Raw genomic sequence first — 21,943 nt, 5'->3', positions numbered from 1 at the left:
ACTCTTAGTAGATGCTAATTAAGAGTACTAGTATTAATTTAACCTGAGTAAATGTCTGAAATTCATATTAGAGCCTATTATTAGATAATAATTTTTATGTAACTAAGAATTATATGAAATTAAAAAACTTTCTATATCACTGATCATCTTCTGTACATCACTATCATCAAACTCCCCAATTTCACCATGAGCCGCTTTATTTCTAATATGCGCTAATGTAGTAATTTGCTTTTGTTGTAAAGCATTATAAACTTCTGATTTTTTTAAATCTGCATTTAGCACATCTAATCTTTTAGGAGTAGTTGAATTGGGGGGATAAATATCAATTCCATGTTTTTTACACAACTCTTTTATAGCTGTTTCTAAAACAACACCAGCAGTAACAGCCGATGCAACTTTGTAACCTGAATCTAAAAAATGTTGAGCTTGTTCCAATTCGCTTTCAAAAACATCTGCTTGAATAATTTGTTTAATAGAAATTAAGAAACCGCACTTTAAGTCATCATAAGCGGCTACCAAAACTGGAATAGAATTAGCCAATCTACTAGGCAAACTTAAACCATTATTTTTTTCAACTAAAAAAGTTTCATAATGAACTGAATTCTCTCCACAAACTAACTTTAGGATATTTTCAGCTTTTACTTTCCACTCATTATATTTTTGTTGAGTTTCTTCATCAAATCGTTCGAAAGCACTTTGTCTATTCCTGGCTGTAGAGTTTCCAGGAAGCTTCTTGGCAAGGATTGATTTTGATTCAGCAATTAATTCTTCAAATCTGTCTAAAATTTTTTGATTCATTTAATTCTCTAAGATGAGGTAGTTATAAAGTTTTACAACTTCATTATGTGTTAGTTTAAAAACCAATTTAGTCCTTCTCACAATCTATAAAATAGCGTTTTAAGTCTAAAAGAGCAAACACTCATGCAAAGTTTAGTAAGAAGCTTGCGATTGGACCATGCTTGCTAAAAGATAGGAAATGGAGCATGAGTCGCGGGAAATTGACGCAGAATTATTTTAGTTGGGATGGGTTGTTGACTGTTAATAATTAAATCTTAGAATAGATCAAAAATTTTATGAAGTTCTTTATATGAAAAATATAAATCAGGATTCTCAAGGTAATACCGACCTTAATACTTCTTATCAGATTGTGAATAATATTCCAGAAAAGCAGTCGATAGTATTACAAAATACTGATAAGGCTCTTCCCATCCAACTTAGAATTGATCCAGTTACGGACTATACGGCTTTATGGCTAACAGTTTTAGCTAGCGTGCTTGTTTCCGCTTTATCTGCAATAGTTACAATTTATTTAATTACAAGATCAAATAATAGTTTAATTAATAGCCAGGATAAACTTCAGGAAAAAATGCTATCTCAGCAAGCTGAACTTAAAAAAAATGAGTTAATATCACAAAATCGACAAGAATGGATTAATAAAGTAAGAGAACTTTTTGTAAACTATTTCAATCATTCCGAATCTTTCCCTTATTTGTTACAAAGAAATTATGCTGCAAGACATGCATATTGCAACTATAAAATTAATGATGATCAACACAATATCTATCAACTAGAATACCAAAAATTTTTAAGTGATTTAAAGCGATTTACAATTGAAATTGATATTACTTTGAGCTCAAAAGATAAGATAGATAGGGAGATTTCAAATTTAGCTAATAATTTTTATGAAGAATTTTTAAAGTTAGTTAAATATCTTGACCAAGAATTCACTTCAACTGTTGTTCATCAAGCAAGTTGTAATCAGATTAATTATTTCTCCAATCAGTTAATTTCGAAAAAAATGGTTAAAATTAACGAAAACATATTAGAAAAAATTAAATCATTATTAAAAAGTGAATGGGAAAATGTAAAATCATTTAGCTAAGTATAATGCTTAACCCTTACTCCGAGGGCCATGCTTCATCTAATTTTTCTTTATCAACTCGCTCTGCATCAGCTCGTTCTGCCATTTTTGTATATTCTCTGACGCAATAGCTGAGTACGTTTGATTCGATTTCAATGTACTCAGTTTTGGCTTTACAGGAAGCACTGGACAAGCGACTGCTCGCAATTTTGAGTTGCTTTGACAAGCTGTCAGCGCTGGCATTAGCAATGCGACTATCAGACTCAATTTGCTTAATTTTGGCATTGTAGTTTTGCTCCGCTTTTAACTGTTGTTCAGACCATTGTTTCTCTTTGAGTGCTGCAGTAGCTTTTGCTTGTTCTGCCAATGCTTTAGCTTCTGCAAGTTCTGTTTTGTATTGTGCATTCAATAATGTGTATTCATTTTTAAAGTGATTTACACGCCAAGACTGAACACCTAAGGCCGTTATGGCCAACAATAAAAAAACCGCCATTGCGATAATGATGGTTTCATAAAATTTTGCTAAGAATGCTTGCTTCATTGCGCCCCCATACATTTACTATATCGGTCCTGCTGCCTTGTCCAAACACCATAACAACCATTGGAGCGAATACTACAATCACGCTTTGCAACGTATTTGTATTTCAATAACGATGCACAAGCCTGCTTATAATGCCCTGACTTGAGATTACGAAGCATTGATGAGCCATTCCAATTTGCTTGGCCATAGTTGTAAACAAAGTCCAAATACACATCATATTCAGTCTGAGTTAGCTTCACGCCTTGCAAAGATTTGCGAAATGCCACCTCATCTTTAGCAATGTGAGCTTTGGCAATTTGAACCGCACGTTCTTTTGTAATCGGTTTATCGGTCATTTTGACTTTTGTTCCATTTTCATAAGATGTGGACCCGATACCAATCGTTGCAACTTTTGCGCTGTCCAAATATGGCTTTGACTTGTACCCCTCATAGCCAATTAAAGAGCCAAAAAAAAGCGCCGATGCGCTCAATGTTGTTACTATGATTTTAGTCTTGTTTGACATCAATCTTCCCCTTGATTTGAAGTGATGCGATATAGGCCTTGTGTTCTAGTTCATCACGCTTATCTTTCTTTCGAGCGAAATAGAAGTTCATCAAGAAACCACCAATTGCAACAATAATACTTACCCAAACAACTATATCTATTGACCCAATCCAAGCTGATACAACGCCTGAAACTGATCCCCCATAACCAACAGCTTTACTTGCTACAAGTGCTGTAGCCGATGTGTCTAACGCTTGTTCAGACATGTAACCCCCTATATTTTTGGCAATAAAAAAGCACCCGGTCGGGTGCCCATATATAGATAATTTCACACTTCTATCTGTACCACAGTGCCCTGCGGTGCAGATCTTTTGATTTCATTATTTGAGATAAATACTCGATCACCAGTTTTGTATTCTACTGAACTGGTGCACATTACTAAGCCTGAGTTGTCAGAAACCAAGACTTTATAATTTGGGTGATTTGATGAAGTGATTAAACCTACAAATTCAGGTGTTTTCGGCATTAAATCCATCAATCGTTTTAGTGCATTACTCATTGACTGTGCGCTCCACCTTAATTGATTGACTCACAACAGCATAAGTAAATGAAACACTAACAGCATCAACTGTGCCCCACCACTCACCATTAAATGCCAAGATTTCACCTGGTACACACTCGCCGATTTCTTGTGTAATCGGAAAATCAAAATCATGAGATTCAATATTGGCTGATTTGGCTAGTTTAGATTTTCCAAATCCCCCCATGCTTACAGCATTGAATAAAGGATTACTTACAGGCTCCAATAAAATATCACCTGCAGTGTTGCGTCTGCGGATCTGACCAACATTGCCGTTTCTAGGATTTGTTAAGGTGATTGCATTAAAATCAAGCAACTCATCAAAACTATCATTATGTTGAATCACAATGCTGTCAGGTAAATTTCGATCATAGTCATCTAAATTTAAAGTATCCCAAAAAGTCTTTTTATAAAGTGGTCTGATTGAAAGCGTATTACTTCCCTTTTCACTATAAACAAAACCGCCTCCCGCCTCAGCGATTAGCTTAATCGCATCGATTGGCGCAAGATTTGTATAGCTCAGGCTTTCAGTTTCAACAATCCATCCAAGCTCATCAATAAGCTGCCAATCCAATACCGTTTCACTGTTAACTCGATTTATTTCAGATTGAACAAGTTGCACTGAAGTTCGTTCATTCTCTTGCAAATAAGAGCGTACCGGTGAATATTTACTTTCAAGGAGTGCTGTCTGACTTCTTCCAGTTAGGTTGTATGTAGTATCGGCAAACTTTTGAGATTTTGAATACTCTTCATACATCATCATGTGAATATTCCCATTCACATTGATTTTCAGTACATCTCCTTTTTCAAGTTTTAACATTTCAGGCTCTGTAACTGTCAAGATGTATGACCAACACCATCGGCTACGATCTGTACTGTAAGAACCACTAAGTACCTTAATCTCTTCATTTGTTCGTATATTAATAATTGATACGTCGTTCACGATATGCCACCAATTTTGATTAGGGATTGAGGAAATACAGTCATCACTTCCAAAGTTTAAAATTATGTTGTGAGAATCTACTTCAGCGCATAAACATTCAAAATTAAGAGCAGAAATTCCAGTATATTCAGGTATTTCAGGTTCTGGCCAAGGTTCAATTGAATGCTTTCTATAGTGAATCGGTTTAGTTTTTTCCCAAGCAAAGTTACAAGTCGTAACTAGCTCCAAGCCCTTATCCCAATCGATTTGATATTGCCTTTCAAAGTGCAGAGCCACATCAGAACTATAAGTAAACTGCTTACGTTTACGAACCAACTCAACCCAATCTATAGACCGTTGAATATGTAATTTATTGGACTCATCAAAAACCAAAGATTTTGTTATTTTGATACGTTGATTGTCTTGCCATGCAATACATGAATCTGTTTTCAATCCTGTAGATTCTTCAAAGATCAATTTAATCGAATGGCTGAGATTTAATGCTTGATCGTGATTTACCTTTGAATAATGAGAAATACTTAAACCATGATCATAAAAAAAGGCGCTATTGAGGGCCTTTATAATGGGTTTTGAAAACTTTAGGCCATTATTTCTTAAGATATGCTTAGTGAGTTGATAATTTGCATTAAGTTGAACAAAGACACCTAGATTAAAATTAATATCAAACTGTGCATTTAAATTTGGGATGAGGCTTGTATTAAAGCTTGCTTCAATTGTACAGAACTGATCAATTCTAGTAGCTTCAATTACTGCAATAAAACTTGATGAAACTTCACATACAATCTGGCTAGTCTGACCTTGAAGCACTTCAATTTCAGCGTTAAACCCTGTCTGTAATTCAGAATCTAGTAGGTTTAATGTGAAGCTCTCAGCAAATATTTCTGAATTAAATGCTGTGCAAATTTCAGCAATTAATGAGACTTCTTGAACCTCGTCTAAACCGAAATTTAATATGAGATTATGAGCATCAATGCTCTGAAGTTCATCTTTAAAATTTAGGTTGGTTTGCAGTGGATCAGGTGGCGTATAGTTTGGCACATCTACACCCCTTTTTTTATTGAAGCGTTGGTTTTAAAACAATGGAATTGAGCATTAATGTTGAGCCAGCAACTAGAGTTGGATTGTTTAAAGTGATATGAGTGCCCACTTCAAAATCAGCTACAACTTTGCCTGCAGCTGAAAATAATCGAGCAAAGATAGCTGTACCGCTTCTCAGCACAATTGCTGTATCAGTTTGGTGTAACTCGATACTGTCTGGATTTAATTTCTTAAAGCAGGGATTGGGCAAGGTCATTGTCACTAAGCGCTTTGATTCATCGACATCTATAGTCGTATTTGCTGGCTTAGCGCTGCTATAAAAAACAAAGGTAGCATTTTCGCTACCTTGATCTATATAGTTTGTTAATGCTTGCAGTTGCGCAAGACCTGCATCAATTGATGGAATAACTGTACTCATTTAGGCACCACATTATCTTGAATAACAGCATTCAACAAAGAAGCTGGATGGTGAGCAACCAGAAAGAATTTTACAGGAGTTAAATGATCAAAATAATAATTACCTTTTGCGTCTGTTAATGTTTCAGATATTAAACGTCCTGATAGCTTTTCAAAAAGACGCACCCTACAAGGAATTAAAATTTTTCTTTCTGTTACAGTACCAATTATTGATAAGCCCTTATTATTTGTCAAAATACTTAAATTAGTATTGGTTATTGCTGGTGTGATTTTTAAATTTAATAGCATTACAAGCCCCCTATTTTGATAATAATTTGACCTTCTGTATTATTTGGAGCGCAATTAGTAGCAATATAAAGCTCACCATTTCTTTCAATTAACTGCATGTCTAAATATGGTTTCTTTTGAAATAACCAATAAATTCCATGCATTTCACCCCGCATTACAGATTCAACAACAAATATTGGCGCGAATGGGGCAATATTTGTTAAAGCAAATCCTCCAATATAATCGATCGAACCTGTAAACGTACCTGTTGCTGATGACTTATCTGGACGCAATGATCTGTTATTACCTTGTGAAAAAAAGGAATTTTGCAAATACCCTCTTTGCAATACCAGAGCTTGGGTATCTAGAGTTCCGCTTAGAGGGGTATATTGTGCAAAATAGCGACTTGTATTAGCTGGAAGATTAAGTAAGCTCGCACTCAAAAAATTATTAGAACTATCATTATTAATTAACGAGTTGAAAGAGCCGAAACCATAAATAACTGGGTGGGTATCTGTTGGGGTTGTTGCTGGCAAAATATAAAAATAGTCTCTATTCCCAACCAATAACCACTTTCTAGTGCCTGATAAAACACCACCCGTCTCATTAAAAATATTTGGATGAGAAAAACTTTGCTGACATGCATAGTACCACTTCGCCCAACCATTAATTGCAGAAGGTCCAGAACCCGTTCCTACCCAATTTTTATTAGGATTTTCAATATCAAAAGGCGCCTGCACACCAACCATCGTATCAATTTCTGTCATATCTTCAACGATCCCCACTTTCGCATATTTTGCATAAGTTGCTGTGTAAGCAGGATCCAACTCATCAACAATGCGTAAAAATGGACGACTTGCTAACAGTAAATTCGTAGTACGATATGCTGCTTTTCCACCTGTGCCACTGCTATGTGTGCTGCTAAAAGGTTTTTCCCAACCTAATGGCGGTAATGAGCAAATAATTGTACCGGTTGCTTGTGCAATTGTTGCGGTATTTTCGAGTTCAAAAGTAAAGGAATTGGCATTTGGCACAGATAAAATACGATGTTCGCCATTAAATTCGGATTGATTTGTGCCTGTTATTTTAATCACTTGGTACTGCATAAAATTATGTGCTGCACCAAAAGTTACAGTGGCAACTTTGCCTAATGCCCTAAGTGTTGAAACAGATTGAGCCCCAAAACCATTGATTAAACATGCATCTAACACATCGATCATGCAACCAAAGTTATTTGTGAGTTGTGGTGCATTGCTATTTGTATGCACATAAAACTTAATTTCAGTACTTGCAACCATTTTATTATCCATAAAAATGACCGCTTAAAGCGGTCGTATTTGAACCAAGTTTAAATTACACGGTCAATGTCACCGCGCAACATCACTTGGAATTGATCTGTAAGCACAGTAGGTTCTGATTGTTTGACTGTACGTATTGCCCAGACTGGATACATTGCTGAGATCGAGTTAAAGCGTAATACATTACTATTTGCCCAACCTGTACCCCAACACTCTTTTTTAATCACAAAATATGGGACTAAAGCAATCGGATTGATTGGCGCAAAATCAGCATTTATACTGCCTGTACCCACCTCGCCGGAGTATTCACCCACACATTTGAAAGTCGTGCCACTGACAAACACGATCGCCCAGCGTTCTTGGATTGCACCTTTATTCGTCATTTGAATCGGATAAATCGCATCATTGTAATTTGCAGAAATTGCACCACCCGATGCTTCATCTGCCCAAATATTATTCCAAGTCTGTTGTACAAACTTTTTAGTGTAACGCGCCTGCATCTCATCAATAACTAGAGCAGAGCCTACAATGGTATTTTCTGCATCATAGCTATGTGTAAGTTGCTTAGTAAATGTAAGTTGCCCATTGATTTGAACATCACGTAATAAGCCCATATCTTGATAGCGATATTGAGCCGTAAAAGGAGGAGTAAGTGCATTTACAGCAAAGTCACCAGATAATGTGAATTTGCCATAATCATAATCAACTACATATTGATCGAATGGAACTTTAATCCCTTTTGAATCAATCAATTCACACCAAGAAATACGAATGTCTGGCAACTGATAAATTTTTCCTGCCACATGATCTGGCATTACATAATCTTTACTCGCACTAACAACACAAATCCCCCCAATTCTGAAAATTGGCACTCGACCATCAAGCGGTAATCGAGTGGCTGATAATCCTAAAATCTCAGCATCAAGAGGAATATAGGTATAAGCTACAGCGTTATATCGAGCAGATGATGCATCCACCCAAACTGGAACATTCAAGAATTTCTTAGATGCTTCTTCATACTCAAGTAGTGGGTCATACCATGGTTTAGCTTCAATCTCAGGTCGATTCGCTACAGTGATTTCTGTTTTAGTATAAAAGTAGATTTCTACAAAACCAGTTTCATAATTAATCTTGCCGTGTGCGCGACTTGTTTCAATCACCCCATTTTCATCCGATGTTAGAGTCATCTGACCAAAATCTAAAGATGAAATTACAATAGTCAAAGATTGTGGGCGAATTGGAATGATTGGTGTTCTGAAACTGAGCTTATTAACTGGTGGTAGGTCGGTTGTCGTCGTTAATGATTGAAGCTCAACAGTGTTATCGATGTTCGGTGTCCACGTATCGAGTTCAACAACACCATTTCCATAATAAATTACACCAGAAGCAATACCGCTGTTTGTCGCAGGATCTACATTTCGATATAAGGTGCCTGTGCGATCAAGAAAAGTATCATTCCCTATTTTGAAACGGACTGATCCATTTAAAATGTGCTCATCGTATCCAGATGAAAGGTCGAACTTAACTTTCTCGGCAATCACATTTTCTGTCGTAGCATTCAAACCTGAAGTATCACGATATACAACTTGAACATCCACAGAGCCGTAAGCTTTGAGCTCAATATCTTTATCATCAATACTTGAGGTTTGTGGTGAGTAAAATGACATATTCCCTCGCTTTAATTGGAACCATAAACAGAAGTTGTCGTATAAACCAACACGAATTCTTTTCTGGTTAATGTTGGTGTAACTTCCACAAGCCCTGTTGAATAGTTAATTGAGCCTTGAACCCTAGATTGACTATCAACTAAATTCCCTGCTGTTGAAGTGATAGGAACATCGGTAAGGGTTATAAAATCTAAAACTGTCTTATCTGTGGATTCGACAGGTATCTTTAAAGAAATGCTATTAGGTTGGAGTGTTGAGCCTGTACCAATAGTGAATGATAGTTTTTGACTTGAATCTGGATTAACATTAGAAACTGTTTGCGTTTGGGCGGTTCCATAATTATAAGTAACAACAAAAGCAGTATTCTTTTGAGGTAATTTCAGAGGAATGATTTCACCAATACCTGTTGTGTAGTTAATTGAGCCTGTCGCATCTCCTGTAAATTTTCCCTGAGCATTACTGATTGCTTTTTTTGCAACACCTTCTAATAACCAATCAATTGTTACACCAGGCGCAATACTTTCTTTGTTTAATTTAAAAGCAAATGCAGCTTTATTAACTGGCAATCCAGAGCGCACGAAAGTAACAATTGGTGTTCCCCAAAGTAGTAGTATTGGTGAGCCAACATCAGGTAAAGCCCCAGCTGTCAGTGTCCAAGATCCAGTTTCATAATTAATTCGTCCAGAACCAAATGAAGTGCTTGAACCCTTTAATTGCCCAGAGCCATCATCTTTTAATTCATAGAACTTACCTTGGGCCATGTATGAAATGGATAAGCTACCTGGTGCAGGGATTGGAACCAAAACCCCTGTCCAGTTTGTGCTTTGATTATTTTGAGTTACTGGAATGGAATAGCTTTGAAAATATTGGGTGGGCGCTGCAGCAGGTGTAAATGTAATGGCAAGTGTTGTGCTTCCAGCCCCTGCAGATGCTGTCCATTGAATTAAACCGCGCTGATAATCAATCGTTCCAACTTGAGTGCCTTGCACATTCTTGAGCAATCCACCCTGATCTATAACTTGCTGACCAAATAAAGTGAATGAAACACTTGAAGGCATGACACTGGAACCAATGTAAAGGTTTTGGCTTGTACCAACTGTTGTAGCAAAATTTGCAGAAATTGCGGCTGAATTACCAGGTACTAAAACAACACTCTCACCTGCAGCATTAACATCAACTATCGGTGATTCAGTTTGTGCTGATGGAATAAGCTGAGTAAACACATCGCCCACATTGACTGTGTATTCACCCAATTGTGCATCTGTCTTTAGTTTTTTGGATGAATAGTACAGGCCCGTATCAGCAACAAGCGTGTCACGTATAATGGTTTGACTCTTATCACCTGAATACCATTGTTTTGCTGATAACCCGACATAATCTTGATCAAGCGGATCATTCAATGAGTAAGTGGCAATCTTATACTCAACTTGTTTACCATCTACAATCATGAATGCAATACGAGTTTCAACCTTAGTGATTCGTACATATTGTTCATGTTGCAGTGCTTTACCTTCGTTCGATACAAGCACAATTGTATCACCCACAGATGATTCAACTTCTTGCGGAAACATAACCGCTTGAAGAATCTTCATACCTTGATAGTGTGTGTCCTGTGGGATGCCAGCCATTTGACCACCTTTAGCCAAATAGCTTTCAATGCGGTTCTGTGCTGATTTACGCTGATCTGTCCAACTTCTTGTACTAAACAATAATGCTGACACATTTGGATCTTTCGGCAATTCAGATACGAAGACTGTGGCACCCATAAGCTTATCTGTATCAGCAGTTGTGACAGCTGGAAAAATCTTTCGAAGTGACACATTCCCCATGGTGCGGTCTAATTCTGAAATATCATCAAACAGATTATTACTTAAGCCATCAATAATGATTTTTCCGTTGTATTTACCACCACCGTCATCATTATCCGTTAGCCGTTCTGGCTCATAAATCACCAAGTCTTTAGTTTCAATCGGCATCACTTAACTCCAAAAATCGCAATGTCACGTTATATTCGTCATCATCAGAAACAGATGGATGCTCAAGCACTGGTTTGGCTTCAATTGCTTTGTCTTGATGATTGAAAACAACATTAAAAGTGCGTTTATCATGAAAGTAATTGAATTGAAGTTCGAATTTTTCTTGCAGGACCGACCAATCTTTTAACTTGCTTACAATATGACGTTTAAGCCACGCCATGTTTTTATCAGCAGTAAGTGAAATTGGCCGACCAGACTTTTTTTTGCCCTCTTGAATAATGAAAGCACCACCAACGGCATAGTCCTGTTTTTGTTCAATAGGGTTCCAATCAAACTCATCAGACCATAAAAAGCCGTCAGACAATGTGACGGCTTCAGATGTACTTTTTCGTACTAGTTTCATGATTAAGTGCTCTTATTAATTGTTTCAAGCTCAGTAAGGATAGAATTCAGATTTGATTCTGTTGATGATGAGCCGTAGACAGTTGCCTTATTTTTACCAGTACTAAGTTCATACTTTACAGTTTTAGAACTTCCTGTATCTAATGTTGCTGCTGTTTTGTTGGAGTATTGGCTATAACGCTCCAATTGCTCACGCACATAGTTTGCATTTGAAGTACCACCACCACCGCCAGCAAATGCCCCAACAACATCTAAACCATTTTTAGCAAGCCATGAAGTGGATGCATTTCTATATCCACCGCCTAGCTTAGATCCATCAAGAATATTCCGTGCAATTTCAGCAGCTTTCTTATCGTCGTAGCCCATTGCTTTTAACTCTGCCACCACACCATTTTGATCGAATGCTAAGCGTGTTTTTTCGCCCTGAGTTGCTGTACGCAGACCACCAGTTTGTGAATCGAGTGCTTTAGACCAAGCCTCAGAAGAGGAAAGAGCTTCTTCACGGGCGACATCACCTAAATCCCTAAAGCTTTGCTGTGCACCATAAGTCGCATTACTGACTCGTTGCATAGAGGTTTCCATTTGAGATCCTGCATCTACAGTCACCTTGCCCACTTCATTTACGCTGGATGCCAATCCATTTGCGGCCAGTTGCCCTTCATACCAAGCGATTTTGGCTGCATTTCCTGAAGCATATATTTTGTCAGCCATATTGATTAATGCTTGTCTGACTTGCTCTGCCGAAGCTGTACCAGATTGCTTCATAACATTAAATGCTCTCATTTGAGAGTCTGCAATCTTTGCGGCTTCCTCTTTAGACGTTACTCCAAGCAATTTGTAGGCTTTTTCAATCTCAGAAATATTTTCAGGGATTTTTCCATTTATCTGATCGAGATATTCCATGCCCATTTGGACTTGCTTTGCAGACAAGACACCCTGCTTCTCGAAAGAAAGAAGTTGCTGTTTAGCCGCCTCAATTTCCGCTTGGTTTTTTGCTTTTTCAGCCCACTTTTCCCAACCCTGATATAGGGCTTCGGTTGCTTGAGTACCTTTGGCGCCCATTGTAGTTAGGCCGTTTGCGTAATTATCTAAATGGACTTTATTGGCAGCAAACTTTTCAGAAACTCTGTTTAGAGCAACATCTAAGTCTAGGCCTAGAGCTTGTGCGCCTTTGCGTGCTTTATCTGCTGAGGACTGGATTCCTGTCGCAACTTCAGCATTACGCGCCTTGCGGGCTGCATTTAACTCCGCCTCTTTAGCATCAATCGCTGCTAAAGAATTTTGAGCAGACAATAGAGCATTTAAATCGCCTGATTTCTTTGCGTCCTCAATCTGCTTAGCAAGTGTAATTTTTTCAACTGCATTCGTTTTTAAGAAAGATTGATAGTCTGCTTCAGCATTCTTGGCATTTTCAATTGCAAGCTCATTTGCCTTTGCGTTTTCCTCAGTGGCTTTTTTGGCTTCTAGCATTGAAGTAACAGCAACTTTACCTGTTTGATCTAGCGTGACCATGTAGCCTTTAGAGGTAAGTTCAGCTTGAATAGTGCCATCCAGCACACCATTGTTGGCTGTGATTGCAGCTTCCGCATAGGCTTTTACTGCAGCTATTTTTGCTTCTTCACTGGTTTTTTTTCCAGTAACTTCAGCGTTTTGATCTGCTAACAACTGATCAAGTTTAGCTTTAGAGGAGACTAAAGTATCAGCATCTTTTTCTTTTTGTGTTTTTGATATCGCCTGAATGGCTTCAATGCCTTTAGATTGATAGCTCATGGCATCGCTTGAAGCTGTTGAATAATGCTCTTTAGCTTTTCGATTTAGCTCCTCGTATTCTTTTAATGCTTGGTCCTTAGCATCACCAAGTAATAGTTTAGACTTCCAATACATGAAGGCAGCTGCAACATCATACACAGCACCAGCAAGTAAATTTATTCCTATTTTAATGCCTGTAAAGCCATCACTAATAAAACCTATTACAACATTCAATGCTTGGAAAAGTTTTGTAAGACCATTGGTTTTATCATTGACACTATCAATACCACTATTAAAACCCGCAAGACTTACAAGTGCTGTGTTCAGCAATTCACCAGTTACAGAAAATGTTTCTACAATTGTGGATGCTACATTTTTTAGTGCATCATACGCACTCATTAAGGCTGTCTTTAATGCCTCAATTGTTGCTGGATCAATATTTTTAAGCTGATCTCCAACCCAAACAAAACCGTCTCCAATATCCTTTAAAACAAAATCAAGATCTGAGATATTATCAGCAAGTAGCACAAGCCATTGAGCAACCGTAGATGAGGCACCATTTGCCTGATCCATCTTGCCTATTAAGACTTCCCAACTTGTTGAGATTCTTTGAAGTGCATTGCTTATTGTAGTGGGAAACTTATCATAAGTTGCTTGAACGGAAGCTGATTGACTTTGGAGAGCTTTAACTACTCTTTCAGATGAAAGCTCACCAGCTTCAGCCATCTTCCGAAGTTCGCCAGTAGTTACACCTAGGCCTTTTGCCAAAGCTTCAGCTAAACCATAGCCACCCTCCATGATACTGTTAAATTCCTCACCACGGAGAACGCCACCCTGCATGGCTTGAATAAATTGGGTAACTGCACCATCTGCCGCCTCAGCTGAACCACCACCAATCTTAATTGCTTGGGTTACTGTCTTTGTTAGGTCTAACGCTTGTTTTTGAGTTATTCCCATTTCTTTACCCACCGCATTAAGACGGGTGAATAAATCAGCAGTAGTAGTTAGATTAGAGTTTGTAGCAAGAGCAACTTGGTGTACGCCTGCCATTGCCTGATTGAAGTTGCCACCATCTTTTGTGGCTATGTTGATTCGTGCTGAAAGGTTTGTGTATGAATCAGCAGCCTGCGCCAATCCTTGAATACTTAAACCAACACCAACAGCCGCCATTGCAGCAACTAAGGCATTTACAGCAAATTTAGCGCCATTCACGCCTTGCTGTAAGCCTGCAGTATTGGCTAACAGGTTTAAGCGAAAATCCATTGATCCTGCCATGCTTAAACCTCACCACCAAATAAACAAGGTTGAATTTGACGATCCACATTTGCTATAGCGGTTTCAAGCATATCTCGTTGTTTTTTCCACTGAGACAACCCGCGACCACATGCGCTTGCAAAGTCTTTTTCACATTCAAGTTTTGCATTCAATGCTTCGCGCATTTGCAATAGAGAAAAACTATCTATCTGTAGTAATGCTCTAGCTTCAAAGAAGGCTCGTACCAATGCTTTTTTAAATGCAATAACTCTTGGGCTATTTCTAAGCAGTGTCATTAGAAAGGTTGCTTGTTGCTCATCTAAAATAGCGTATTCCGTAGCTTTGGCGTATCCACCTTGCTGTAATGGTTCACCCTTTCGGATTTCAAATCTAATAGGGCTTAGATCTGCAAAATCTGGTCTATATGTTCTTACAAGTTTAATTACACTGGCATGCTGTAACCCCAAACCTATAGCGATCTGTAGCGTAGATGTATAAGGTTTGGAATTCTCAACATCCACAAGTTTCACAGGGATAAATTTCGCATTCATTTAAATCACTCCTTTCATTTAAACAAATGCTTGAATGCAAATTCGATAGCATTTGTTTTTTGAGTTGCCATATTTCAGGCATTAAAAAAGCCGACTTGTTAAATCGGCTTCGCTTGTTAAACTTTAAATCTTTGTCAATAGGTAACCTGAGGCCTACAGGGGTGTAATTAATAAAATCAGTAACTTAACACCCAAAATCCAAACTAAAATAGCTTGGGTTTTTGTTGGAATTTTAATCATCTTGTTTTGAAAAAAATTTATTAATAATAAAAACCCCTGTAAGGTTTGATAATTTTGAAATTTACAGGTTGTGGTAATGGGTATAAAAAAACCTCCCGGAGGAGGTTTATATATTTAAAATGGTACTTTTTTAATTTCACATTCATCTTGAGATTTATCTTTTTTGAATATTATCACCAGAAACGTAGTATCTGTTTCCATTTGAACAATCAACAAAAAATGTTATGCGAGATGGATAAGATGACATTTCTTTGGAATATGCAGAATATGTAACCCTATCACATTCATCTAACGCTGCAATTTTATATGCTGACTCTATGTCATGTTTATAAAGAGCTTCAAAACCCTTCACTCCAACTTGATCATACAACACAGGGAAACTTTCTTTTGTGTACTCACTATAAGCATGTATATCAATCTTATCGGCCGCACTAATTTTTTTGGGTTTTGATTCTTGAGTGGGCTTTTCAGAATTAGGAACTGATGAATTTTTATCTGTCTTCTCTTGATTTGTTAAATAAGTTATCCCTATAAAAGCAATTATGAATGCTATTAGATAGAATTTTGCCTTTTTATTCACTATCAACGCTCCCACTGAATTCTATAAATTTTGCCTTCTAAAACTGTGATGGTGTATTTCAAGCCATCAATGCTGTAATAGAAGTCAGTATAAAATACCAATTTACCTCTGGCATCTCTGCCTGAGTATTCATATTTACCATCTGGGCGACCTAGCTTAGACATCATGGTGCCAACTGAATCGTTGTATTCAACAATATCAGTGGTTGTTCTAATGCTACGAGCATCAACAGCAAAGGCATTCGCTGAAATTAAAAGTACAAGTGCTAATAATATTTTTTTCATAAATATCCCCTCATTATGAGAACAGGATATCTTTTGAATGTTTGTTGTGCAATGTGAAATTTATGAACCTTTCATCTCGTTTGAAAATTTCTTATAGCCATTATTGTCTGCATGATATGAAACACGCATAGTACTTCCAAGACTTAACAATGAATTCCTTTCATTACGTTGTGCAGCTTTTAAGTATTCAAGAAAAGCCCCAAAACTATAATCTAAAATATCTTTGTGACGATGGCCCTTATTAATCAAAAACTGGAAAGAATCAAACCAAGTGTTTTCAGATTTTTCAGTAGATTTTTTCCCATCTTCTTGATCAAAGTAAGCTTTATTAATCGTTAATACATCTGCAAAAATTGATAGAAATGCATCAGCATCGGTATTCATGATATTTGAATAATAATTTGCATTATGAATTGTGGTAAGCGAGCAAACCATAATGGCTGCTACAATATGTTGTTTTATAATTAATTCTAGATTTTCATTTGAATAATCTTGTTTTAAGTCTTTTCGAATCATTTCAGCAAACTGCGACCATTGATCCAAGTCTCTCACAGTAATTTGCTTGATTTCGATATCTTCATTAAATACAGATCGATTAGACGCTAAAAAGAATTCATTCATTTTAATTACTCGAAAACAGGCACAAAATAGACGCTTATGCGCCCCTGTGCCTGTTGTCTTAATTATGCTGCTGGAATTGTCACAACATGGCCATACAAACCAAGTGTAGGATCTAAGCCTTTTTCAGTATCTGAAAGCGCTTGACCGGAGATTTCGTATTGGCCTAGTTCTTCATGGATCAATGGGAAAGTGGTTTCAGGTGTTTTTTTAGTACGCCACAAACGTACAGCAATATTTTCACCTGTTGCAGTATTAATTCCCTTAAAGAACAATTCATATTCTTTATTGAATTCACTTGCGATCGTTGTGTGACTAACCGCACCAGTGGTGAAGCTGGCTGTTACTGGATCTGCAATTAACTCATTGAATGTAACCGTACCAAACACGGCATCAAGCGTGTATTTGTCAGCTGCGATCGTGGTTAAGCCAGTTTTAAAAGAAACTTGAGTTAAGTTGTAGCCATCAAGTTTGATTTCTTGACCAGCTTTAATTGTTCCAAGTACCTGATCCGCAACTGTAACACTAGCAACTTCAGACTTCATGCCCGACAAGATGTATTGCAGATTGGCTTCATCAACTTCTTCAAGCTGCCCTTTGAAATTAACACCTGTTGTTTTGGTTAATACGAAATCTGTGGTCCGTTGTCCTGATGTGCTTTCCTGGTGTTCAACTTGGTCTGTAGTGATTTCAAGTTCGAATTCAGGTACATTACCAAGATAACGCATACCGCCGGCAACACCATTCGCAATTTGAGATAAGTAAAATTTACCTTGAAGTGAGATATATTTTTTAGCCATCTGTTTTGACCTCTTTTGGTTTTGGTTGTGCAGATGGCTTCACTTCTTCAATGATCTTATCTGCTTCTAATCGTTTAATTTGGTCATTTGACAGACCACCCACAATATCGCCTTTTTCAAAGCGACCTATAGGCTGTAATGCTTTATATGTTTTCATAGTCACCATGATTTAATCATTTGTGATTCAAATAAGAATGGAAAGAATGCACGACCTGACGCTGTAGATTTTCCAACAGGAACACCAGCATCAGCACGTAGAAAGCGTTTATAGCCCACAATATCTGGTTGATAGCCTTGCATTGCTCCGAGAATTTTCCTGATATACGGATCAGCTAATTGACGAATAGACATTGTCTCGCTTTGCTGAGCAGATGCATCTGAAACACCAAGCGCAATTAGCCATTGTTGATAGATTGCATTTGCCTTGCCATCTCCCGATGTATCAGAGATGCGATCACCCACATAAATAATGCCAATTCCCACATCACCCACAATAGATTCAAAGAGATCATCCACGCTGAATGGCGTAACGATTTCCTCAACCTCTGGTATTTCCGCTTTGATACGCTTCAAAATATCGTCTTCAAGCGCAAAATAATTATCAATGTTTTGCATCTGTTAAAACCTTGTATAAGTATTCTTCAATTTCAAAGAGGATTTCTTGTGAATCATCAACAGAAATTCCCATATACGGACGAGGTGGAATATAAACAGCTTTGATCTTTCTCCAACCACCCATAGGTGTTCTAAATACTAAATACTTTCCTGATTTTGGCTTAATGGTTCCACCAAAATGTAAGATAGGTGCATATTTAACATTGGTACCGACTGAGATTTTATTACCCTGAACTTTTGCAAAAATTGAATTAAACAGTCGCCCAGTGTCTCTTAAGGTCTGTCCGCCTTGGACCTTTGCTCGCCATGACTTTTGCCAAGGCTTGTCATCAGTACCAATCCCTGTTTTTATTCGTTGCTGAACATTAAAAACAAGTAGGTCTGAGATGTCATGCCATAGCTTTGATGGGTCTTCTACACGATCAAGGACTCGTCGCATAAACTCTTGCAACTTCTCCTGACCATGCATTTGGATTGAGTCAGCCATAGTTAAATACTCGGCATGTTATTCAAAACATCGTCACCAAATACACCACCACGATAAGTAGTACCTATTGGCGCTGATGCTTTAACCTTTTTGGGTCGTGTTACTTCCTGTGTCACTTCACTCTTAATTAGAAGTGTCGCTTTGTCTTCTGAAACCCGCTTTAAAAAACTAATAGCATCCTCATATCGCTTTCTTATTTCTTCATTTGTGTTTTGGCGATGAAGAAGATAACGAGCAATATCACAGATATAAATTGTTATATTTTTAGGCGGTGACTCAAGCGGAACCTTATACATCACACCAATGAAGCCATCGGCAATATCGGTTGCATCTTGTATATAGGATTCTACTGATTCATTTTCAGTGAGGTTTCTTTCTAATTGAGTGATGTGATTTAAGCCGTAACGCAACACCATGTCATCACGGCTTGCGTACATAACACACCTTATTTTGTAGAGGTTAATTTCACCAAAGCTTTAGGTTTTGCAACCACAGGCAGTTGGTTTGATTGAACATGTAAATCAAAACCACGATCAAACTTTTTGGTGTCTTGTTTTGCGTAATAAGGTAAAGCAGAGGTATTTACTGTTTCATTGAAATCAGCAGGTGCCAAAGCATTCAAGAATACATCTTGCGTACCGGTCGGATAAGCATGACCTTCTTTCACGCCGATTAAAGGCACATCACCCACTTTCTGGCGATTCACAATGAATTTAATGCCACCAAATTCAAAGCCTGTCGTGTTTGATTTGCCTAGACGCTGTTCAGCTGCAGACCAGTTTAAGAAGACTTCTTTCACGTTTTTATGTGAAGTTAATGCATCATAGAATTGACGATCTACTTCAGCTTCAACTGTTGAATAGAGTTCTTGGCCTAAACCATCTTCGATGAGATCAATTACATCTTGGCACTTCGCCAAAACGTGTGTTGTAGCTGTGCCAAGTTCGAAATCTACAGTTTGACCTGTAACACCAAAGTCAGTGTAGTAATCAACAATCACTGTACCATCAGCATCTAAGACAATACCTTGTTTTGCTTTGGTACGACGATAAGCAAGTGTAGTGTCGATTTTGTTTTTCATCATTTGCAGCTTATCAAGCACTTTACCTTGAACTGTTTCTGCAGCAGTTGAACCGAATGCACGTACACCAATCACATCAGATGCAAGAACTGTGTCTTCAAATGGCATATGAGGAATAACCCACGACTTAGCTGTACGCTTTCCACTTGAGTTTTTAGGTGCAACACCGCCCCATTCAGTTGTCGGTACTAAAATCGAACTTTCTGCATAGAATTCCACAGAGAAATTGTTTGTAGTGCCTGGAATGCTGCGGAACAAATTAATGTCATTCGGATTACCAATTCGTGTTGGCAAATTAGTAATTGCAGCGCTTAATTCTTCTGTTGTAAAAATCATTTCATCCATTTTTTCACCTTATGCTGAACGAACAGCTGTAATACCAAGTGTTTTAAGACCTGCAACAACTGTTGCTAAATCATCCGCTTCAACATTTGTGAGTTTTTCAGGCACAATTCGAGATTGATGCGCAAGGATTACGCCTTTGCCCTTTTCTGCAGCAGTCTTAACCCCACCAATGCAAATACCAACCACTGCACCTTCACCTGTAAAGGCAATTGCATCGCCCGAAGCATTGAAAGATACTGGCTGACCATCTTTAATGTCTTGGCTTGCTGCTACGCTTACATTTTCACGACTTGGACGATGATTCCCCTCAAGCTCCCAAGCCAACCAGTCAGATGTCACACTAGCTTTTTCTACTGTTTTAACCATTTTGTATTCACCTTATTTTCGAAATGCCGCCATATCAGCTAAAGTTTTAGGCTGACCTGCATTGAATTGATTTTGATTACCACCATCCGCTTGATGTTCTTTCATCCAAGATGGAAGTGGTTGTTTTTGTGGTTCAGTTTTTGTTGAAAATTTACGCAGCTGAGTTGCAGAGAATACAAAAGCTTTTTCATCAAGCTCCTTCATTTCCTTAACTTCATCATCTGTAAAGTCTTTACCAACATCTTTGGCAAGTGCTGCAATTGCGTCATTGCGCTTATCTGTTGCAAACTGGGTTACTTGTTGCTTGAGATCTGCAAGTTCAATATCTTGCTCAGCAATGCGAGCTTTGGCTTGTTCTAAGTCCACATTTGTGTCCTCTTGTTGAATTAAATTTGATTTAGCTGAAAAAGCTTGGATTGATGTTTGAGTATCTGCGCCAATTCCACAGATAGTGATTTCGTGCACGCGAACATTTCTAAAAACATGCAATGGACCTGTAAATTCTTGCCCATTCACGAATACGGTTTTACCTGCTGAAATTTCTTCAATACTTTCAGGGTCAGCCCACCAAGACATTTGGAATGGGTATTCATCATCAATATCTGCAACAATTTCTTGGGCTTTCTTATTTTTTAGAAAATAACCTTGAGCCTGAAACTTATTAGAAATATCAAATGAAGTCGCAACACCAATGCGTAGACCACCAAAATGTTCTTCAACCAAGCCAATTTTTGGCTTTAGTTGAATATTCTGAAGATCAATAACAACACCGCTGCGCCCCCAGTAATAGTGGTTATCTATCCGACCACCGCTATACACTTCAGCATCAAACTTGCGTCTGCTTTTTTCATCTTCACCACTTACAGATATGGCGGTATTTAAGGCCGTAAATTGAAACTTGATGCTTTCGTTTTCTTCCAGTTTCATTTTTCATGCTCCAATAAAAAACCGCCCATAAAGGGCGGTTTTTAGAATTAATATTAAATTTCAATTGTTTCCTTTTAATTTAATAACAAAATAATTGGCATTATCTTTTTCCCAACTAAAATTATCGATTAAATAATCAGCATCAATTTTTTCTTTGTTAATAAAAATAGTCCAAAAACCGACTACTGCAGCTGGATTCATCACAAAGTCACCTTTGTGGTGAGCTAGGTATTCCTTGATTAAGTTGAAAAATGATTCATTTTCACTTATATCATCCCAGTTTTTTATGTCCTCAACTTTGAAATGTTTAAGTATTTTTAAAGTATTAGTCAAAACTTCTTGAGGACTAGCAGATAAATCGACGTAAGAAAAAATTTTTGATACAAATTGTTTAATACTCTCATTTGTAGATAAAATTTCCTCAAGTTCACCTTCATTTCTCAATATCATTCCAGTAACCTCCTATTTGAATATAAAAATAAATAATCCTAATTAAAAAATTTAAATAGGAATTCTAAAGTCATATTTAAATTATTCCATAATCATTAGATCAAATGTAGGGGGAACAAAAT

General features: G+C 37.5%; 27 protein-coding genes. 1 reads left to right on the top strand and 26 read right to left on the bottom strand.

The window, feature by feature from the left end; genetic code table 11:
- Window positions 1-102: 102 nt before the first annotated feature.
- Window positions 103-798 carry a DUF4145 domain-containing protein gene (locus tag AC4CVF_RS04325; RefSeq protein ID WP_490788976.1) on the bottom strand — a complete coding sequence of 232 codons (696 nt, stop codon included), beginning with the start codon at window positions 796-798 and terminating at the stop codon, window positions 103-105.
- Window positions 799-1,087: 289 nt separating this feature from the next.
- Here AC4CVF_RS04325 and AC4CVF_RS04320 point away from each other — a divergent pair, with 289 nt between their 5' ends.
- Window positions 1,088-1,882 (top strand): hypothetical protein, encoded by a 795-nt coding sequence (locus AC4CVF_RS04320; protein WP_490788975.1) that lies wholly within the window; start codon window positions 1,088-1,090, stop codon window positions 1,880-1,882.
- Between the two features lie 16 nt (window positions 1,883-1,898).
- Here the strand turns inward: AC4CVF_RS04320 and AC4CVF_RS04315 are convergent, their stop codons facing one another.
- From AC4CVF_RS04315 to AC4CVF_RS04195, 25 genes are all read right to left on the bottom strand, one after another.
- Window positions 1,899-2,402, bottom strand: a complete 504-nt coding sequence (locus AC4CVF_RS04315) for a hypothetical protein (protein WP_490788974.1) — start codon at window positions 2,400-2,402, stop codon at window positions 1,899-1,901.
- The gene (locus tag AC4CVF_RS04310) at window positions 2,399-2,905 is read right to left on the bottom strand and encodes a lysozyme (RefSeq protein ID WP_490788973.1); all 507 of its coding nucleotides are present in this window, start codon (window positions 2,903-2,905) and stop codon (window positions 2,399-2,401) included. The genes AC4CVF_RS04315 and AC4CVF_RS04310 overlap by 4 nt, the downstream gene beginning before the upstream one ends.
- On the bottom strand, window positions 2,889-3,152 hold the full coding sequence (locus tag AC4CVF_RS04305) for a holin (RefSeq protein WP_490788972.1): 264 nt from the start codon (window positions 3,150-3,152) through the stop codon (window positions 2,889-2,891). The genes AC4CVF_RS04310 and AC4CVF_RS04305 overlap by 17 nt, the downstream gene beginning before the upstream one ends.
- Window positions 3,153-3,214: 62 nt before the next feature.
- Window positions 3,215-3,445: a hypothetical protein gene (locus AC4CVF_RS04300; RefSeq protein ID WP_490788971.1), complete on the bottom strand. Its 231-nt coding sequence runs from the start codon at window positions 3,443-3,445 to the stop codon at window positions 3,215-3,217.
- Window positions 3,438-5,447: a hypothetical protein gene (locus AC4CVF_RS04295; RefSeq protein WP_490788970.1), complete on the bottom strand. Its 2,010-nt coding sequence runs from the start codon at window positions 5,445-5,447 to the stop codon at window positions 3,438-3,440. The genes AC4CVF_RS04300 and AC4CVF_RS04295 overlap by 8 nt, the downstream gene beginning before the upstream one ends.
- Before the next feature lie 16 nt (window positions 5,448-5,463).
- A complete protein-coding gene (locus AC4CVF_RS04290) occupies window positions 5,464-5,865 on the bottom strand; it encodes a hypothetical protein (RefSeq protein ID WP_490788969.1) in 402 nt (133 codons plus the stop codon).
- Window positions 5,862-6,152: a carboxypeptidase regulatory-like domain-containing protein gene (locus AC4CVF_RS04285; RefSeq protein ID WP_490788968.1), complete on the bottom strand. Its 291-nt coding sequence runs from the start codon at window positions 6,150-6,152 to the stop codon at window positions 5,862-5,864. Before AC4CVF_RS04285 ends, AC4CVF_RS04290 begins: the two co-directional genes overlap by 4 nt.
- Window positions 6,152-7,441, bottom strand: a complete 1,290-nt coding sequence (locus AC4CVF_RS04280) for a hypothetical protein (protein WP_490788967.1) — start codon at window positions 7,439-7,441, stop codon at window positions 6,152-6,154. The genes AC4CVF_RS04285 and AC4CVF_RS04280 overlap by 1 nt, the downstream gene beginning before the upstream one ends.
- A gap of 38 nt (window positions 7,442-7,479) precedes the next feature.
- Window positions 7,480-9,096 (bottom strand): hypothetical protein, encoded by a 1,617-nt coding sequence (locus tag AC4CVF_RS04275; protein ID WP_490788966.1) that lies wholly within the window; start codon window positions 9,094-9,096, stop codon window positions 7,480-7,482.
- An 11-nt stretch (window positions 9,097-9,107) separates the two neighbouring features.
- A complete protein-coding gene (locus AC4CVF_RS04270) occupies window positions 9,108-11,072 on the bottom strand; it encodes a hypothetical protein (protein WP_490788965.1) in 1,965 nt (654 codons plus the stop codon).
- Entirely contained in the window at window positions 11,062-11,475 is a 414-nt protein-coding gene (locus tag AC4CVF_RS04265; RefSeq protein WP_490788964.1) for a hypothetical protein, read from the bottom strand. The genes AC4CVF_RS04270 and AC4CVF_RS04265 overlap by 11 nt, the downstream gene beginning before the upstream one ends.
- Before the next feature lie 2 nt (window positions 11,476-11,477).
- Entirely contained in the window at window positions 11,478-14,498 is a 3,021-nt protein-coding gene (locus AC4CVF_RS04260; protein WP_490788963.1) for a tape measure protein, read from the bottom strand.
- Window positions 14,499-14,500: 2 nt separating this feature from the next.
- The gene (locus AC4CVF_RS04255) at window positions 14,501-15,028 is read right to left on the bottom strand and encodes a Rha family transcriptional regulator (protein ID WP_490788962.1); all 528 of its coding nucleotides are present in this window, start codon (window positions 15,026-15,028) and stop codon (window positions 14,501-14,503) included.
- A 394-nt stretch (window positions 15,029-15,422) separates the two neighbouring features.
- Window positions 15,423-15,848: a hypothetical protein gene (locus tag AC4CVF_RS04250; protein ID WP_490788961.1), complete on the bottom strand. Its 426-nt coding sequence runs from the start codon at window positions 15,846-15,848 to the stop codon at window positions 15,423-15,425.
- Window positions 15,849-15,850: 2 nt separating this feature from the next.
- Window positions 15,851-16,132 (bottom strand): hypothetical protein, encoded by a 282-nt coding sequence (locus AC4CVF_RS04245; RefSeq protein ID WP_490788960.1) that lies wholly within the window; start codon window positions 16,130-16,132, stop codon window positions 15,851-15,853.
- A 60-nt stretch (window positions 16,133-16,192) separates the two neighbouring features.
- Window positions 16,193-16,753, bottom strand: a complete 561-nt coding sequence (locus AC4CVF_RS04240; RefSeq protein WP_490788959.1) for a hypothetical protein — start codon at window positions 16,751-16,753, stop codon at window positions 16,193-16,195.
- A gap of 62 nt (window positions 16,754-16,815) precedes the next feature.
- On the bottom strand, window positions 16,816-17,550 hold the full coding sequence (locus tag AC4CVF_RS04235) for a phage tail tube protein (protein ID WP_490788958.1): 735 nt from the start codon (window positions 17,548-17,550) through the stop codon (window positions 16,816-16,818).
- Window positions 17,543-17,707: a hypothetical protein gene (locus tag AC4CVF_RS04230; RefSeq protein WP_490789940.1), complete on the bottom strand. Its 165-nt coding sequence runs from the start codon at window positions 17,705-17,707 to the stop codon at window positions 17,543-17,545. The genes AC4CVF_RS04235 and AC4CVF_RS04230 overlap by 8 nt, the downstream gene beginning before the upstream one ends.
- A gap of 2 nt (window positions 17,708-17,709) precedes the next feature.
- A complete protein-coding gene (locus AC4CVF_RS04225) occupies window positions 17,710-18,165 on the bottom strand; it encodes a phage tail terminator protein (protein ID WP_490788957.1) in 456 nt (151 codons plus the stop codon).
- Complete coding sequence (locus tag AC4CVF_RS04220) at window positions 18,152-18,652, bottom strand: phage virion morphogenesis protein (RefSeq protein WP_490788956.1); 501 nt, start codon at window positions 18,650-18,652, stop codon at window positions 18,152-18,154. Before AC4CVF_RS04220 ends, AC4CVF_RS04225 begins: the two co-directional genes overlap by 14 nt.
- A 2-nt stretch (window positions 18,653-18,654) precedes the next feature.
- Entirely contained in the window at window positions 18,655-19,089 is a 435-nt protein-coding gene (locus tag AC4CVF_RS04215; protein WP_490788955.1) for a phage protein Gp36 family protein, read from the bottom strand.
- 8 nt (window positions 19,090-19,097) lie between these two features.
- Entirely contained in the window at window positions 19,098-20,078 is a 981-nt protein-coding gene (locus AC4CVF_RS04210) for a major capsid protein (protein ID WP_490788954.1), read from the bottom strand.
- Between the two features lie 9 nt (window positions 20,079-20,087).
- Window positions 20,088-20,444, bottom strand: a complete 357-nt coding sequence (locus AC4CVF_RS04205) for a hypothetical protein (protein ID WP_490788953.1) — start codon at window positions 20,442-20,444, stop codon at window positions 20,088-20,090.
- A 12-nt stretch (window positions 20,445-20,456) separates the two neighbouring features.
- Window positions 20,457-21,371 (bottom strand): hypothetical protein, encoded by a 915-nt coding sequence (locus AC4CVF_RS04200; protein ID WP_490788952.1) that lies wholly within the window; start codon window positions 21,369-21,371, stop codon window positions 20,457-20,459.
- A 60-nt stretch (window positions 21,372-21,431) separates the two neighbouring features.
- Window positions 21,432-21,821 (bottom strand): hypothetical protein, encoded by a 390-nt coding sequence (locus AC4CVF_RS04195; RefSeq protein WP_490788951.1) that lies wholly within the window; start codon window positions 21,819-21,821, stop codon window positions 21,432-21,434.
- Window positions 21,822-21,943: the final 122 nt, after the last annotated feature.

The organism is Acinetobacter sp. LipI_19, from assembly GCF_058242925.1.
The sequence above is the reverse complement of the archived record's forward strand: the minus strand, read 5'-3'. Positions and strand labels throughout refer to the sequence as shown.